This is a genomic window from Dactylosporangium salmoneum, assembly GCF_039532525.1.
In the GTDB taxonomy this organism is placed as follows: Bacteria; Actinomycetota; Actinomycetes; order Mycobacteriales; family Micromonosporaceae; genus Dactylosporangium; species Dactylosporangium salmoneum.
In genome coordinates this window covers 224953-240113 of sequence record NZ_BAAARV010000016.1, presented here as the reverse complement: position 1 = coordinate 240113, position 15161 = coordinate 224953, and the positions used below count along the sequence as shown (strand labels likewise).

Below are 15161 nucleotides of genomic sequence, written 5' to 3'. Positions count from 1 at the left end.
CGTCAACTCGTCCGGACCGGGTGAACCTTCCGGGGCCGGGCGCGCGCGGCCTGAGGCAGGATCGACGGTATGAGTGGACTGTTCGCGGGGCTCGGGATCGAGGGGCCGGTGGTGGCGGCGCCGATGGCCGGCGGGGCGAGCACGCCCGCGCTCGTCGGGGCCGCCGCCCGGGCCGGGGCGCTCGGCTTCCTCGCCGCCGGGTACCGCACCGCCGAGGACCTCGCCGCGCAGGTCAGGGCCGTGCGCGAGGGCGGGGCGGCGGCGTTCGGGGTCAACGTGTTCGCGCCGAATCCGGTGCCGATCGAGGCGGGGGAGCTCCGGCGGTACGCCGAGCGCCTGCGCCCCGAGGGTGAGCCCTACGGGCTGGATCTCGGCCTCGCCGCGCCCGTCGACGACGACGATCACTGGGGCGCCAAGCTCGAGCTGCTGCTGCGGGATCCGGTGCCGGTGGTGTCGTTCACGTTCGGGCTGCCGCCGGGGGACGCGGTCGCGCTGCTGCGCCGGCAGGGGGTGCTCGTGCTGCAGACGGTCACCACCGTGGCGGAGGCGCGGGCGGCGGACGAGGCCGGGGTGGACGGGCTCGTCGTGCAGGCGGCGGCGGCCGGGGCGCACTCGGGGACGTTCACGCCGGAAGTGTGGCCCCGGGAGGTACCGCTGCCGCAGCTCCTGGGGGAAGTGGCGAGCGCGGTGCGGCTGCCGCTGGTCGGGGCCGGGGGAGTGGGGACCGCGGACGACGTGGCGGCGGCGCTCGGGGCCGGTGCGGAGGCGGTCATGGTGGGCACCGCGCTGCTGCGGGCGGACGAGAGCGGTGCGTCGGCCGTGCACAAGGCGGCGCTGGCCGAGCGGTCCACTGTGGACACGATCCTGACCCGGGCGTTCAGCGGGCGGCCGGCGCGGGCCATTCGCAACGGGTTCGTCGAGCGGCACCATGAGGCGGCGCCCGTCGGGTACCCGGCGGTGCATCACCTCACGACGCCGCTGCGCCGGGCGGCGGCCGCGGCCGGGGACGCCGATCGGGTCCACCTGTGGGCCGGCACCGGGTTCCCGCACGCGCGGGCGCGGCCCGCGGGCGAGGTGCTGAGCGGCCTGGCGGCGAAGGCTTAGGCCTAGGAGGCGAGGCCGTGCTCGTAGGCGTAGCGCACGGCCTGGGCGCGGTCGCGGACGCCGGTCTTGGCGAAGAGGCGGTTCACGTGCGACTTGACCGTGACCTCGGTGACGAACAGGCGCCCGGCGATCTCGCGGTTGGACAGGCCCTCGGCGATCAGGGCGAGCACCTCCGCCTCCCGGGCGGTCAGGCCGTCGGGAAGGGGGCCGTCCCCGGCGGCCGGGGCAGGGGCGGGGGCCGGCGGCTGGGCCTGCACGGCGGCGGCCAGGAGGCGCTGCTGCACCTGGGCGTCGAGCACCGACTGGCCGGCCGCGGCGGCGCGCACGGCCTGGGCGATCTGGACCCGGCCGGCGTCCTTGGTGAGGTACCCCAGCGCCCCCGCCTGCAGCGCGGCCAGGATGTGCTCGTCGTCGGCGAACGTGGTCAGCACGACGACGCGGGTCTGCGGGTGCCGGGCGCGGATGAGGCCCGTCGCCTCGACCCCGTCGCGCCGGGGCATGCGCAGGTCCATCAGGACGACGTCCGGGTGCTCGCGGGCCACCAGATCCAGCGCCTGCTCGCCGTCGGCCGCCTCGCCGACTACCTCCACGTCGTCGAGCAGGCCGAGCATCACGGCGAGGCCCTCGCGGACGGCGGTCTGGTCGTCGGCCACGACTACCCGGATCGTCATGCGGGCATCTTCACATCCACCAGCCATCCGCCGCCGCACGGCCCGGCCTCGACGGTGCCGCCGGCGAGCTCCGCCCGCTCGCGCAATCCGGTCAGGCCGTAGCCGGAGGACAGGCCGGTCGTGGGCGGGCCGGCCGGGCCGTGGTTGCGCACGGTCAGCCGGACCGCCTCAGGCAGGTACTCCAGCCGCAGCTCCACGGCGCTGCCGGGCGCGTGCTTGCGCACGTTGGTCAGGGCCTCCTGCGCGCCGCGGAAGAGGGCCAGGCCGGCCTCCGGGGTCAGCTCGCGCGGGTCGCCGTCGACGGCGAACGTCGCCGGGGCGTCCAGGTCGGTGCGGTAGCCGGCGGCGAGCTCGGCGACCAGCTCGGGCAGCGGGACCGGGTCGCCGCGCAGCGCGCTGACCGCCCGGCGCGTCTCGGTGAGGCCGTCGCGGGCCAGGCGGCCGGCCTTGTCCACGATGACGGCGGCGTCGGCCGCGCGGTCGCGCTCCAGCAGCGCGGCGGCGGTCTCCAGCTGCACCGACAGGGCCGACAGCGAGTGGGCCAGCACGTCGTGGATCTCGCGGGCCAGGCGGGCCCGCTCGGCCAGGGCGGCGGTGCGCGCCTGCTCGCCGGCCAGGGCCTTGTCCTGCTCGGCCCGCGCCTCGCGCTCGCGCCGGATGGTGCCGAGCAGCAGGACTACCAGCATGACGCCGGCCCAGATGACGATGGACTCCAGCGGGGTGCCGACCAGCGCGTGGGTGACGATGAGCGCGGCGGTGGCCACGCCGGTCTGGATGGCCGCCTGGATGAGCGGCAGCGAGGCGGTGGCCATCGTCACGGCGGCGAGGGTGTAGGCGGCGCCGTAGCCGCCCGGGCGGGCCGCGGTCATGAAGATGCCGGTCGCCATGCACACGCCGGTGGCCCACGGCTGCAGCCGCGGGCCGAGGCGCAGGGTCATCGCGAGCCAGGCCGCCGCGCCGACGACCACCCCCGCGAGCAGGGCCAGGCCCCGGCCGGTGAGGCCCGGCCGGGGCTCGTCCTGGAAGATCGCGACCGTCAGGATGACCAGGAAGACGAGGCTGCGCAGCTGGCGCCAGCGGGCGATCTGGCGGTCGGTCACCTGGTACACCCGCTCAGTCTGGGGCATCGCCGCGCTGGCCGCGCCGGTGGTCACCGGCCGAGGCCGACGCCCGACCGGGCCGCCTTGCGCGCGCCGCGCGGGGCGAACGGGGCGCCGGTGGCGATCGCCCGGCGGCCGACGATCGCGGCCTCGCCGAGGAAGCTCAGGCCCGCGACCAGGGCCAGGCCGGCGGACAGGACGTCGGAGTCGGCGCCGAGCGCGTGGCCGGCCAGGGACTGGCCGAGGCGCAGGACGATCAGGCCGGCCCAGATCGCGATGGTGAGGAGCGTGTAGCGGTACCACACGTGCCCGTTCTGCACGAAGACCTTCACGGTCAGGCCGCGCACGATGCCGCCGAGGACGGCGAGGAGCGCGCTGACGCCGAGCACCACCCCGTCGGTCACCGCGTGGTGGCCGGCGGCCGAGAAGTCGACCTTCGACAGGGCGAGGCCGCCGAGCACGATCAGGATCAGCGGCGGCGTGACCAGGCGCCGGGCCTCGAGCGGCTCGCCGACGTACCGGCGGATCATGAGCAGGACGATGACGGCGACGACGATCAGCGCGGTGGTGAGGTTCATGCCGCAGACGCTACGGATCGGGCCCTTCCGGCACCCCCACCCACGGGTGGAAACCGGTGCGTCAGCGGGTGGAGATCGACAGCCCGAATGCCTCCAACCCCGCATCGAGCATCGCCTCCTGGGCGGCCGGCGGATACGCCTCCGGGTCGGCGGCGGCCAGCGCGGCGGCGCCCTCCACCATTGACAGCAGGGCGAGCGCCGCCCGGCCGACCCGCTGCAGCGGCCACTTCGGCGCGGCCGCGGTGCTGCGCGCGCTGGAGGCCGCCGCGACCACCCGCGGCTGGGGGCTGCTGCGCCTGGAGACCGGCGTGGAGCAGCCCGACGCCCGCCGTTTCTACGAGCGCGAGGGGTACCGCGAGATCCCGCCGTTCGGCCCGTACGCCGGCTCGCCCCTGTCGGTCTGCTACGAGCGGGTGCTGTCTACTCCAGTGCGCTGACGGCGGCCTCGGCCCGCGCGGTGGCGGGGGCGTGCCCCAGCGCCCGGGCGCGCTCCAGGGCCGCGCGGGCGCAGCCGGCGTCGCCCAGCGCGAGGGCGCGGATGCGGCGCAGGTCGGGCTCGGAGAACCCGCTCTGCCCGGGCAGCCCCAGCTCCAGCGCCGCGCCCGCCACCTCGGCCGCCTCCGCGCGCAGCTCCAGGGCGAGCAGCGCGTCGGCGTAGAGCGCCTCGAGCCGGCCGAAGCGCCGCATCGCCGCGCCCAGGTGCTCCCGGGCGGCGGCCATCCGGGCCAGGCCTTCCGGCGCGCCCAGGCGCACCTCCGCCCAGCCCAGGACCAGACCCGCCAGGCTGCGGTACTCCGCGTGCCCGCCCCGCTCCGCCAGCGCCAGGGTGGCGCGGGAGGCCTCGGCCGCCGCGCCGGGATCGTCGCGGTCCGCGGCCACGACCGCCGCGTAGTGCGCGACGTACATGTCCAGGAACAGCTCGCCGACCCGGGCCGCCCGCTCCCGGGCCGCGCGCAGGTGCGCCTGGGCCGCCTCGTCGTCGCCGAGCAGCCCGGAGGCGATGGCGGCCGGGGCGTGCGCGCCGATGATCGGGTCCCAGTTGACGATCGGGAAGATCGGCTGCTCGCCGCCGGGCAGCGCGGCCAGCGCCGTGGTGAAGCACTTGTGCGCGCGGGGCAGGTCGAGCTCGGTCAGCGCGGCGTGGCCCTCGTGCACCTCGGCCACGAGCGCCGCCCACGGGTCGTCGGCCCCTCGCGCGGCGGGCGAGCGGGCGATCGCGACGGCGCGCTGCACGTCACCCGCGGCGGTGTGGAAGCTGGCGTACCCCCACAGCGCCGGCAGCACGTCCAGCACCGGCCGGCCGCGCAGCCGCATCAGCAGCGGCTCCATCGCGGCGTACTCCTCGGCGACGCCGGAGGCGAGGTAGCCGTCCGTGGCCTGGCGCATGTAGGCGAGCCGGATGCGCAGGTCGAGCTCGGCGACGTCGCGCCGCTCGCCGACGGGCGCGCGGTGCAGCACGTCGAGGGCCTCCCGCAACAGCGCCGCGGCCTGCTCGTGCGCGGTGCGCTCGTAGGCCTCGCCGGCCGCCAGGGCCAGCGCGGGGGCCACGTCGTAGGGCGTCAGCACCGGCAGCGCCTCGCGCAGGTGCCCGGCCAGCGCGCTGGCGGTGCCCAGGCCCGTGTCGCGCAGCGCCTGGGCGGCCCGGGCGTGCAGCCGGGCCCGGCGCAGCGGCCCCTGGTCCAGGTAGGCGGTCTGGCGCACGAGGTCGTGGGAGAACCGCAGCAGCCCGGGGTCGTCGGTGGCGGTCAGCAGCCCGGCGACCACGGCCGTGTCGAGTGTGTCGAACAGGTCGAGCTCGTCGATCTGCACGACCTCCCGCAGCACCGGCACGGCGACGTCGCGCCCGAGCACCGAGGCGACCGCGAGCACCGCGTTGACCTGCCCGGGGAGCTTGGCCAGGCGGCGGCGGACCACTTCCTGGACGCGCACCGGCACGTGCTCGGGCGACAGGGTGTGCTCGGCCACGAGCACCCGCAGCAGCTCGACCACGAAGAACGGGTTGCCGCCGGTGCGGTCGGCGAGCATCGCGACCGTCTCCGCCGGCACGTCCCCGCCGGTGACCGAGCGGGAGAGCGCCGCGATGGCCTCCTCGCCCAGGCCGGCCAGCGGCACCCGCTGCGCGGCGGGGTCGGCGACCAGTTCGGCCAGCACGCCGGCCAGGGGCGCCTCGGGGGCGAGCTCGGCCTCGCGGTACCCGACGGCCAGCAGCACCCGGCTGCGCCGCAGCGCCTTGGCGAACATCGTCAGCAGCACCGTGGAGGGGGCGTCGAGCCAGTGTGCGTCGTCGAGGACGAGCACCAGCGGCGCGTGGGCGGCGAGCCGGCCCAGGCCGTCGACGATGCCCTGGAAGAGCCGGGACCGCGCCATCTCCGGATCGCTCAGGCGCTCGGCGGCCGGCAGCGGCAGCGCGTCGCCCAGCGTGGGGTCGAGCACGGCGGGCAGGTTGCCGTACGGGGCGAACGCCGTGGCCAGCGCCTCGGCGGCGCCCTCGCCCTCGGCGATCTCGCGCAGGATCTGGGCCCACGGCAGGAAGACCGGCGGCGCCTCCCCGTCCACGCCGGTGCCGGTGCCGACCAGGGCCCGGCCCTGCGCCCGGGCGGCGACCTCGCGCAGGAGGGCGGACTTGCCGATGCCGGGGCTGCCCGAGACGAGCAGCAGGCGGCCTCGCCCGGCGGCCGCCTCGGCGAGCAGCCGGTCCACGGTTCGCAGCTCGTCGTCGCGGCCCACCAGCCCCTCGGGCACCTCGGCGATGTCCGGAACGGGGGCCCGCCACTGCATTTCGGGCATTTCCGGAATGTCGGCGACGGTGGTTGCCGGAGAGGGGGTCGAAGGGGAGGGGGCAGGTTGGGCGGAGGGGGCCAGGTGCGGCGCCTGGCGCAGGATGTCGCCAGCCAGCTGCTGCAGCTCCGGGCCGGGCTCGATGCCCAGCTCGTCGATCAGCCCGGTGCGGGCGCGCGTGTAGGCGGCCATCGCGTCGGCCTGCCGGCCGCTGCGGTACAGGGCCAGCATGAGCAGGGCCCAGAGCCGTTCGCGGTAGGGCGCCTCGGCCAGGGCGGTCTCCGTGCGGTACACCACCTCGGAAGCGCGGCCGAGGGACAGCAGCGCCTCGGCGTGCCGCTCGACCGCGCTCAGGCGCAGCTCCACCAGGCGGCCCCGCTCGGCCCGGGCCAGGGGCGAGTCGCCGAGCTCCGGCAGCGGATCGCCCCGCCACAGCTCCAGGGCCGCGGCCAGGGTCTGCAGCGCGGCGGACGGGTCGGCGGCCAGTTCCGCCGGGGCGCGCTCGACCGCCGCGGCGAACCGGGCCGCGTCCACCGACTCGGCCGGCACCTGCAGCAGGTAGCCCGGGGCGCGGCTGACCAGCACGGCGGAGCGGTCGCGCGAGGTGCGGTCCGGCTCCAGGGCCCGGCGCAGCCGTGAGACGTAGGCCTGCAGCGAGGAGATGGCGCGCTCGGGCGGCTCCTCGGTCCACAGCTCGTCGATGAGCCGCTGCACGGAGACGATGCGGCCGGGCTGGGCGGCCAGCATGGCGAGCACGGCCCGCTGCTTCGGGGTGCCGGTGTCGACCGGGCCGGTGGGCCCGTCGACCTCGAGCGGGCCGAGGATGCGGAACTCCAGGATGCCGGACCCTCCAACTGCTCGCCTGCGCCGCGAAGTCGGCGTCCGGCTGAGCGTACGGGCAGGCGCGGCTCCCGAGGGAGGCCACGCCGCCGAGGCTGATCCGTTCGGATGGGACCGACCAGCCGAACGGGCGATGATCTTCTGGGACGTACGCTGGACGAATGAGCGTCCTCGAGGACTTCGGCCGGGCGAACTACGTCAGTCTGACCACCTATCGCAAGAACGGCACCACCGTCGCCACCCCCGTGTGGCACGCGGTGCACGACGGGGAGCTGTTCATCGTGTCCAACACCGACGCCTGGAAGGTCAAGCGCATCCGCAACGACAGCCGGGTCGGCGTGACGGTGTGCAACATCCGCGGGAAGATCGCGCCGGGCGCGCCCACCGCCACCGGCACCGCCCGGCTGCTCGACGAGGCCGGCACCGCTCAGGCGCGGGAGTACATCGCCCGCAAGTACTTCATGTCCCGGGCCGGGAACTTCCTGACCCGGGTGCTGCGCCTGCGCCGCCCGCCGGTGACCGGGATCGCGGTCGCCTTCTGACGCGCACGGAAGGGGCCCGGGCGACGCGCGACCCGGGCCCCTCCTACGTGCGGTCGGACTAGCTCAGCGTGACGGCCGTGTCGTCGATGACGAACGAGGTCTGCAGCGAGGAGTCCTCGGAGCCGCTGAACTTGATGCTCACCGTCTGGCCCGCGAAGGCGTTCAGGCTGTAGCTCTTGAGCTGGTAGCCGGAGGCCTTGTTGAGGTTGGACAGCGTGCCCAGCGTCGTCGTGCCGGCCGTGATGGTCAGCTTGTCGTACTGGGTCGTGGTGGTCGTCTCGGCCGAGTCGATGTGCACGTAGAACGTGAGCGTCGCGCTACATCCGGCCGGGATGGTCACCGATTGGTTGATCGCCTCGGTGTGGGTGCTGCCGTAGCCGTCGAGCCAGGAGCTGTACGTGCCGCCGTGCGCGGCCTGGCCCGAGCTGGCCCACTGGCCGATGGTGCCGGTGTTGCCGGCCCACGAGGCGGTGCCGGACTCGAAGCCGGGGTTGGCCAGCTTCTGGCCCGAGCAGCCACCGGTCGGCGGCGGCGAGGACGGCGGGCTCGAGGAGGTGGGCGGCGGCGTGGTGCCACCGGTGCAGGTCGGGTCGGCCGACTGGGCCGGCACCGACACCGCGTCCCACGCGGCCTTGACCGTGTTGAACTCGGTGCAGCTGCCCGGGAACAGGTTCTTGGCCGCGGTCAGCGTCCAGGTGCGGTACTTCAGGTACGACGACGACGACGTCTTCATGAGCATCGCGTTGTACATGATCTTGATCGCGGTCTGGATGCCGAGGCCCGTCACCGTGCTGCTGTTGCAGGTGGGGCTGGCGGGCTGGCCGTTGCCGCTGGTGCCCTGCGACAGCAGGTAGAACCAGTGGTTACCGGGGCCGGCGGCCGCGTGCACCTCCTCCGACGGGATGCTGCTGGAGTAGCAGTTGTCGTCGCCGAGGGCCGACGGGTTGTACATGTTGCGGATCGGGCCGGTGCCGACGAGGTTGACCTCCTCGCCGACCAGGAAGTCCGGCGGGTCGTTCGGGTTGTTCGCGTACCACTCGGTGGCCGCGCCGAACGTGTCCGCGACGAACTCCTGGGTGTTGCCGTTGGAGATGCCGCCCGGCGTGTGGTCGTCGATGCCGTGGCCGTTCTCGTGGCCGACCACGTCGGCCGAGGCGATCCACTGGCCGGCGGTGTTCTTGCCTATCTGGACCTGGGTGCCGTCGTAGTACGCGTTCTGGTCGTTCAGGCCCACGCGCAGCGGCCAGGCGCCGCCGCTGCCGTCGAACGAGTTACGGCCGAGCCACGAGGACAGCATCGAGATCTCGGTCTGCGCCACGTAGAGCGCGTCGACGCAGCCGGTCTCACGGTCGGTGCCGGTGCCGTTGCCCCACACGTCGTCGGGGCCGGTGAAAATCGTGTTGCCCGTCGCGTTCTGGCAGGAAAGACTCGTGATGGTCGGGTCCTTCATGCTGTACGTCGTGCCCGAGTGGGTCGTGTTCAGCGTGACCGAGCCGTTGATCCAGCCCGTGCCGGTGCCCTCCATGACGTGCTCGGTGGTGCCGAGCAGCGCGCCGGTGGCGGCGTCGACGTCCACGCTGAGCCGGCTGATGCCTTCCTTGCCCATGCCGTTGAGCGTGGTCTCGTACGCCAGCTTGGCCGCCCCGTTGAGGGTGTACACGACCAGCTGCGTGCCCTCGACGTTCTTGACGGTGGTCAGCTGCTGGCGGGCGACCGCCTCGGCCGCCGATGCGCTGATCGAGGGCGTGGTCGAGAGGTTGCCGATCGCCTTGGTCTGCGACACCGACGTGTACGTGGTCGCGCCGGTCTTGTCGGTGACGACGACGAAGTCGCCGCCCCGGACCTGCAGGCCCTTGTAGGTGCGCTCGTACGAGATGTACTTCGCGCTGCCCGACGCCGTGACCGACTTCTGCACGTAGGCGTCGTCGGAGCTGGGCTGGAGCACGCTCGGCTTGCTCTTGACGAACGAGTCGACCGCTTGGGCGGCGGCGGCGTTGGAGACCTCGAGGCCCGAGGACGGTGATGGGGGTGATGCTTGCACGGCCGCGGCGGTGCCGGCTGTTACCAGCCCGACCGCGAACACTCCGGCCGCTGTAGCGAACCGTGGTGAGAGCTTCAAGGGTGCCTTCTTTCAGCAACGACCCACCCCACCGGGGAATGTGTGACGGGGTGTGCCGGAACCAATGGAGACACGCGCTCGTCGAAGCATCTGGATGGCCGGCGCGCGCGCCGTGGTGCCGGCCTGCCGTCCTCATCGACTTGCAGCGATGCGAGGACGATCACACATCGGGGAAGACTTGGACAAGGGTCGATGCCCTTGGGGGGACCCTCGCCCCCACCCTGTACTTGAGAGTCCGAAACATGCCAGAAATCTTGCGCTCCGTAGATCACGGCCCTGGAGTGTCGCTACTCCTCGTTAACTTTTAACTGCCATCCGCGCCGATGTAGGGTGCGCAGGTGGAAGCCGAGCCGATCGAAGCGGTCGCCGCTGTCGTCTCGGCATCCGGCATAGCGGGCCGCCGGTTGCGCGAAATCATCGCCCGGCTGATCGAGGGCCCGGCCGCCCTGGAGGACCTCGTCCGCGACTTCGCCGTGCCGCGCCGCACCGCCGAGGCGCTCCTGCGCGCGGCCGGCACCGACCTGGATCGCGACGCCGGCCTGGTGGCCCTGCGGGCGTCGGTGCGGCAGGCGTACCGCGAACGCTTCCGCCTGCCGGCGCTGGAGCACCGCCCGCAGGTCACCGGCATGGCCGAGCTGATCGCCGGCGCCCCCGCCGCCGACCGCGAGCTCGACCACGTCTCCGCGACCGCCGACACCGCCGAGCGCCGGGCCGAGTGGCTCGCCACCACCTACGACCTGGCCGGCGCCCACCTGGTCTGCATCGGCGACCACGACCTGACCTCGCTCGCCGTGCGCCGCGCCTGCCCGGACGTGGCCATCACCGTGGTCGACGTCGACGAGCGCCTCCTGGCCTACATCGACGCCCAGCGGGCCGGCATCGCCTGCTTCCACGCCGACCTGCGCTTCGGCCTGCCGCCGGTGGTCGCCGGGAGCGCCGACCTGATCTTCACCGATCCGCCGTACACCCCGGAGGGCGTGCAGCTCTTCCTCGGCCGCGGCGCCCAGGCGCTGCGCGACCGGGACAACGGGCGGCTGGTCATGGCCTACGGCTTCAGCCCGCTCACCCCGGCGCTGGGCCTGAAGGTCCAGCGCGCCGTGCTCGACCTGGACCTCGTCATCGAGGCGATGCTGCCGGCCTTCAACCGCTACCACGGCGCCCAGGCCGTGGGCAGCGCCAGCGACCTGTACGTCTGCCGCCCCACCCCGCACGCGTGGCAGATCCTGGACCGGCGCCTGGACCGCCTCGCCGGCGCGGCCAACATCTACACCCACGGCAGCCAGTCGCTGGAGGGCGCGGCGCGGACGGGGCCGGCCCGGATCCTGGGCGGGGGGCCGCTCAATGCCCCGGAGGTCACGGTCGACCTCTCCGCCGACCCCGGCCCCTGGCTCGCCCGGGTGCTGATCGCCCTCAACGCGCCGTCCGTGCGCCTTCTGGTGCCGAACAACCACCCGGACCTGCGCGATGAGCCCGCCCAGGTCGCCCTGCGCTCGCTGGTCGCGGCGAAGTACGACCTGCGGCTGCTGCGCAGCCAGCCCGGCCCGCGCGAGGCGATCGTCGAGGCGGCCCGGCGGTCCGGTGGGCCGGTCGCGGCCGAGTGGCTGCTCACCCACGCCCACGGCAAGCTCGGCAACGTGCTGCGGGAGGCCCTCCTGCGGGCCGATCCTTCGTTGTCGCGGGGGGAGGCGCAGGCCCGCGCGGCCGAGGCGATCGGCCCCGACCACCTCGACGCGCGCCTGCTCGACCTGCCCCGCCACGCGATCGCCCGCCTGCTGACGCTCTGACCGGAGCCTGCGGCTCGTGTTCGCGTGCCCTGCCCCGCCACGCGATTGCCCGCCTGCTGGGGCTCTGATCGGAGCCCGCGGCTCGTGTTCGCGGGCCCTGCCCCGCCATGCGATTGCCCGCCTGCTGGGCTCTGATCGGAGCCCGCAGCTCGTGTTCGCGGGCCCTGCTCCGCCACGTGATTGCCCGCCTGCTGGGGCTCTGATCGGAGCCTGCGGCTCGTGCGCGCGGGCGATGATCTTGCGGATAAGTCGGGCGCTGGCGCGCCACGACTTATCCGATTTTTCGCCTGAAGCCGCATAAATCGTGATAAGTCCGAAAAGTCGTGGCGCGCCAGCGCCCGACTTTTCGGACTTATCGCCGATGGGTCAGCCGAAGAGCACTTTTTCGGCCGCGGTCCACATCGCCACCAGGTCGGTGCCGGCAGGGTCGCGCAGCCATTGCAGCTGCAGCCCGTCCATGGTGGCCACGATCTGGCGGGCGAGCGTCTCCGGCCGCGGGCTCACCCCCTCGGCCAGCGTCGTCAGCGCGTCGAGCACGGCCTGCTGCCGCGCCGTGAAGTAGGCGTGCGCCGGGTGGTCCGGGGCGAGCGACTCCGCCGCCAGCACCGCGAACAGGCGCACGATCTCCGGCTGGGTGGCGTTGCGGCGCACCAGGGCCGCGCACAGCTCCCGCAGCCCCTCCGGCGGCGGGTCGCCCAGCGCCCGCTGGTCCTCCGCGTCCCGGTGCTCCAGCACGGCGACCAGCAGGCCGTCCTTCGAGCCGACGTGGTGCAGCAGGCCCGGCACCGTCAGGCCGCAGTCGTCGGCGACGTCCTGCATGGACAGGCCCCAGAAGCCGCGCTCGGCGACCAGGGCGGTGGCCGCCTCGATGATCTGGCGGCGGCGCTCCTCGGCGGGCAGTCGCGCGCGATTCCGTCGTGCCATCCGTCCCGCCTCCCCTTGTCGGGCGCAACCGTACGGGTCTACGTTACGCGTTGGTTACTACTTACTAAGTGCTCAGTAAGGGGCGTCGCGATGGAGATCGAGGAGCAGGCCGCGCTGACCAGCGGCGCCGACTTCTGGCACACCCGGGCGGTGGGCGACGTGCCGGCGGTGATGGTCACCGACGGGCCGCACGGCGTGCGCAAGCAGGTCGTCGGCGAGGGGCTCGGGCTGCTGGCCAGCGAGCCGTCGACGTGCTTCCCGCCGGCCGTGGCCATGGGCTCCACGTGGGACCCCGAGCTGGTCCGCCGGGTCGGCGCGGCGCTGGGCGACGAGTGCCTCGCCAAGGACGTCGCCGTGCTGCTCGGGCCGGGGATCAACCTCAAGCGCACGCCGCTGGGCGGGCGCAACTTCGAGTACTTCAGCGAGGACCCCATCCTCACCGGCGTCATGGGCGCCGAGTGGGTCGAGGGCCTGCAGAGCCGCGGCGTCGGCGCCTCGCTCAAGCACTTCGCGATCAACAACCAGGAGACCGACCGCATGCGGGTCAGCGCCGACGTGGACGAGCGCACGCTGCGGGAGATGTACCTGCGCGCCTTCCAGCGGGTGATCCAGCGGGCCCGGCCCTGGACGGTCATGTGCTCCTACAACCGGATCAACGGCGTCTACGCGAGCCAGCACCGGTGGCTGCTCACCGACGTGCTGCGCGGCGAGTGGGGCTACGAGGGCGTGCTCGTCTCCGACTGGGGCGCCGTGGTCGACCGGGTGGAGGCGGTGCGGGCCGGCCTCGACCTGACCATGCCCGGCCCGGACGAGCCCGGCGACCGGGCGCTGGCCGGCGCCGTGCGCGGTGGGTCGCTGCCCGCGGCGGCGCTGGAGACCGCTTCGGACCGGGTGGCCGCCCTGGTACGCCGGGCAGTCGCCGCTGCGACGCCGGGCGCCACGTTCGACGCCGCGGCCCATCACGCCCTCGCCCGCGAGGTCGCCGGGCGGGCGATCGTGCTGCTCAAGAACGACGGCGGGCTGCTGCCCCTCGCCGCCGACGAGGCGAGCATCGCGGTCATCGGCGAGCAGGCGCGCACCCCGCGGTACCAGGGCGGCGGCTCCTCGCTCATCAACCCGACGAAGCTGGACAACGCGCTCGACGAGATCGCCGCCCTGGCCCGCGGCGAGGTGCGCTTCGCGGAGGGCTACGACGACCCCGGCGCGGCCGCCGCGCTGGCCGCCGAGTGCTCGGTGGCGGTCGTCTTCGCCGGCTCCGAGGAGGAGACCGAGGGCTCGGACCGCACCAGCCTGGAGCTGCCGGCCGCGCACCTCGCGCTGATCGAGCGGGTCGCGGCGGCCAACCCGCGCACCGTGGTCGTGCTGTCCAACGGCGCCGTGGTGCGCACGTCGCCGTGGGACGCGGCCGTGCCCGCGCTGGTCGAGGGCTGGCTGCTCGGCCAGGCCGGCGGCGGGGCGGTCGCCGACGTGCTCTTCGGCGTGGTGAACCCGTCCGGCCGGCTCACCGAGACCATCCCGCTGCGGCTGGCCGACCACCCGTCGTACCTGGACTTCCCGGGCGAGCAGGGGCACGTGCGCTACGGCGAGGGCATCCACGTGGGGTACCGCGGCTTCGACGCCCGTGAGCAGGAGGTGGCCTACCCGTTCGGGTTCGGGCTGTCGTACACCACGTTCGAGTACTCCGGCCTGTCGGTGTCCCCGGTGGACGGCGGCCTGGAGGTGCGCCTCACCGTGGCCAACACCGGCCCGCGCGACGGCCGCGAGGTCGTGCAGGTCTACACGTCGCTGGCCGGCTCGCGGGTGCGCCGCGCGCCGCGCGAGCTCAAGGCCTTCGCCACCGTGCCGCTCGCCGCGGGGGAGTCGGCCGAGGTGCTGCTGCGCGTCGAGGCGGCCGACCTGGCGTACTGGGACATCGAACTCGGCCGCTGGGTGGTGGAGGCCGGCGAGTACACCGTCGCGGTCGGCGCCTCCTCGCGCGACCTTCGGCTGGAGGCGACGGCCGCGGTGGCCGGCGACGACGAGCGGCGCCCGCTGACCACCGAGTCGACGATCGCGGAGTGGTTCGCCGACCCGCGCGGCGCGCAGGCGCTCACCGAGGCCTTCGCCGCGATGGCCGCGGCCGGCGGCGGCGCGATGGCCGCGACCGCCTCCGACCCGGCGATGTTCGGCCTCATGGCGAGCATGCCGCTGGAGCGGGTGGTCGCCTTCGCCGGCGACGCCTTCAGCCCCGAGCTGCTCGCCGCGACCCTCAAGGCCGCGAACTGAAGCGCGCCACGTAGCGCTTCTGCCAGGGCGTCTCGACGGCGTGCGGGTGGTAGTGGCGGCGCACGAAGGCGACCGCCTCGCCCGCCGGCACGCCGTCGAGGATCGCGATGCAGGCCAGGGCCGTGCCCGTGCGGCCACGGCCCCCGCCGCAGGCCACCTCGACCCGCTCGTCCCCGGCCCGCCGCAGCGCGTCGGCGAACGCGGCCGCGGCGGCCTCCTTGTCGGCCGGCAGCCGGAAGTCCGGCCAGCGCAGCCAGGTGTACGGCCACCCCGGATCGGGCGGCGCCGAGCCCAGCAGGTACAGCCCGAACTGCGGATCACCCGTCGCGGATGAGCGGCGCAGCCCGCGGCCGCGGATCAGCCGGCCCGACGGCAGGGTCAGGACGCCCTCGTCCTCGGCGTTCCACATCGGCTCACGATAGCGGTGCGCGCGGCGGCCGGCCGTGATCGGATGCT

The 15161-nt window shown here is 74.6% G+C and carries 12 protein-coding genes; 5 read left to right on the top strand and 7 right to left on the bottom strand.

Translation table 11 applies throughout. The features are described 5' to 3' along the window. Positions 1–69 precede the first annotated feature (69 nt). Positions 70–1104: a nitronate monooxygenase gene (locus ABD352_RS08765; protein WP_344611735.1), complete on the top strand. Its 1035-nt coding sequence runs from the start codon at positions 70–72 to the stop codon at positions 1102–1104. A gap of 2 nt (positions 1105–1106) precedes the next feature. On the opposite strand, the gene ABD352_RS08760 is transcribed toward ABD352_RS08765, so the two are convergent. Genes ABD352_RS08760 through ABD352_RS08750 form a run of 3 tightly spaced genes read right to left on the bottom strand, consistent with a single transcriptional unit; the run spans position 1107 to position 3453 of the window. Then, positions 1107–1775, bottom strand: coding sequence for a response regulator (locus ABD352_RS08760; protein WP_344611734.1), 669 nt, complete (start codon positions 1773–1775; stop codon positions 1107–1109). Next, positions 1772–2929, bottom strand: coding sequence for a sensor histidine kinase (locus tag ABD352_RS08755; RefSeq protein ID WP_344611733.1), 1158 nt, complete (start codon positions 2927–2929; stop codon positions 1772–1774). The genes ABD352_RS08760 and ABD352_RS08755 overlap by 4 nt, the downstream gene beginning before the upstream one ends. Next, the gene (locus tag ABD352_RS08750; RefSeq protein ID WP_344611732.1) at positions 2926–3453 is read right to left on the bottom strand and encodes a hypothetical protein; all 528 of its coding nucleotides are present in this window, start codon (positions 3451–3453) and stop codon (positions 2926–2928) included. The genes ABD352_RS08755 and ABD352_RS08750 overlap by 4 nt, the downstream gene beginning before the upstream one ends. A 56-nt stretch (positions 3454–3509) precedes the next feature. Between ABD352_RS08750 and ABD352_RS08745 the strand changes: the two genes are divergently transcribed. Continuing rightward, positions 3510–3890 (top strand): GNAT family N-acetyltransferase, encoded by a 381-nt coding sequence (locus ABD352_RS08745; protein WP_344611731.1) that lies wholly within the window; start codon positions 3510–3512, stop codon positions 3888–3890. Here ABD352_RS08745 and ABD352_RS08740 read toward each other — a convergent pair. Continuing rightward, positions 3874–7056: an ATP-binding protein gene (locus ABD352_RS08740; protein WP_344611882.1), complete on the bottom strand. Its 3183-nt coding sequence runs from the start codon at positions 7054–7056 to the stop codon at positions 3874–3876. The genes ABD352_RS08745 and ABD352_RS08740 overlap by 17 nt on opposite strands. 176 nt (positions 7057–7232) lie before the next feature. Here ABD352_RS08740 and ABD352_RS08735 point away from each other — a divergent pair, with 176 nt between their 5' ends. After that, entirely contained in the window at positions 7233–7613 is a 381-nt protein-coding gene (locus ABD352_RS08735) for a PPOX class F420-dependent oxidoreductase (RefSeq protein WP_344611730.1), read from the top strand. A gap of 58 nt (positions 7614–7671) precedes the next feature. Here ABD352_RS08735 and ABD352_RS08730 read toward each other — a convergent pair whose 3' ends face one another. After that, on the bottom strand, positions 7672–9654 hold the full coding sequence (locus tag ABD352_RS08730; protein ID WP_344611729.1) for a M4 family metallopeptidase: 1983 nt from the start codon (positions 9652–9654) through the stop codon (positions 7672–7674). A 416-nt stretch (positions 9655–10070) separates the two neighbouring features. Here ABD352_RS08730 and ABD352_RS08725 point away from each other — a divergent pair, with 416 nt between their 5' ends. Beyond that, the gene (locus ABD352_RS08725) at positions 10071–11516 is read left to right on the top strand and encodes a bis-aminopropyl spermidine synthase family protein (protein WP_344611728.1); all 1446 of its coding nucleotides are present in this window, start codon (positions 10071–10073) and stop codon (positions 11514–11516) included. 366 nt (positions 11517–11882) lie between these two features. On the opposite strand, the gene ABD352_RS08720 is transcribed toward ABD352_RS08725, so the two are convergent. Further along, positions 11883–12440 carry a TetR/AcrR family transcriptional regulator gene (locus ABD352_RS08720; protein WP_344611727.1) on the bottom strand — a complete coding sequence of 186 codons (558 nt, stop codon included), beginning with the start codon at positions 12438–12440 and terminating at the stop codon, positions 11883–11885. A 90-nt stretch (positions 12441–12530) separates the two neighbouring features. On the opposite strand from ABD352_RS08720, the gene ABD352_RS08715 reads away from it, so the two are divergent. Continuing rightward, positions 12531–14705: a glycoside hydrolase family 3 C-terminal domain-containing protein gene (locus tag ABD352_RS08715; protein ID WP_344611726.1), complete on the top strand. Its 2175-nt coding sequence runs from the start codon at positions 12531–12533 to the stop codon at positions 14703–14705. Here ABD352_RS08715 and ABD352_RS08710 read toward each other — a convergent pair. Beyond that, the gene (locus ABD352_RS08710; RefSeq protein ID WP_344611725.1) at positions 14689–15114 is read right to left on the bottom strand and encodes a protein-tyrosine phosphatase family protein; all 426 of its coding nucleotides are present in this window, start codon (positions 15112–15114) and stop codon (positions 14689–14691) included. The genes ABD352_RS08715 and ABD352_RS08710 overlap by 17 nt on opposite strands. Positions 15115–15161: the final 47 nt, after the last annotated feature.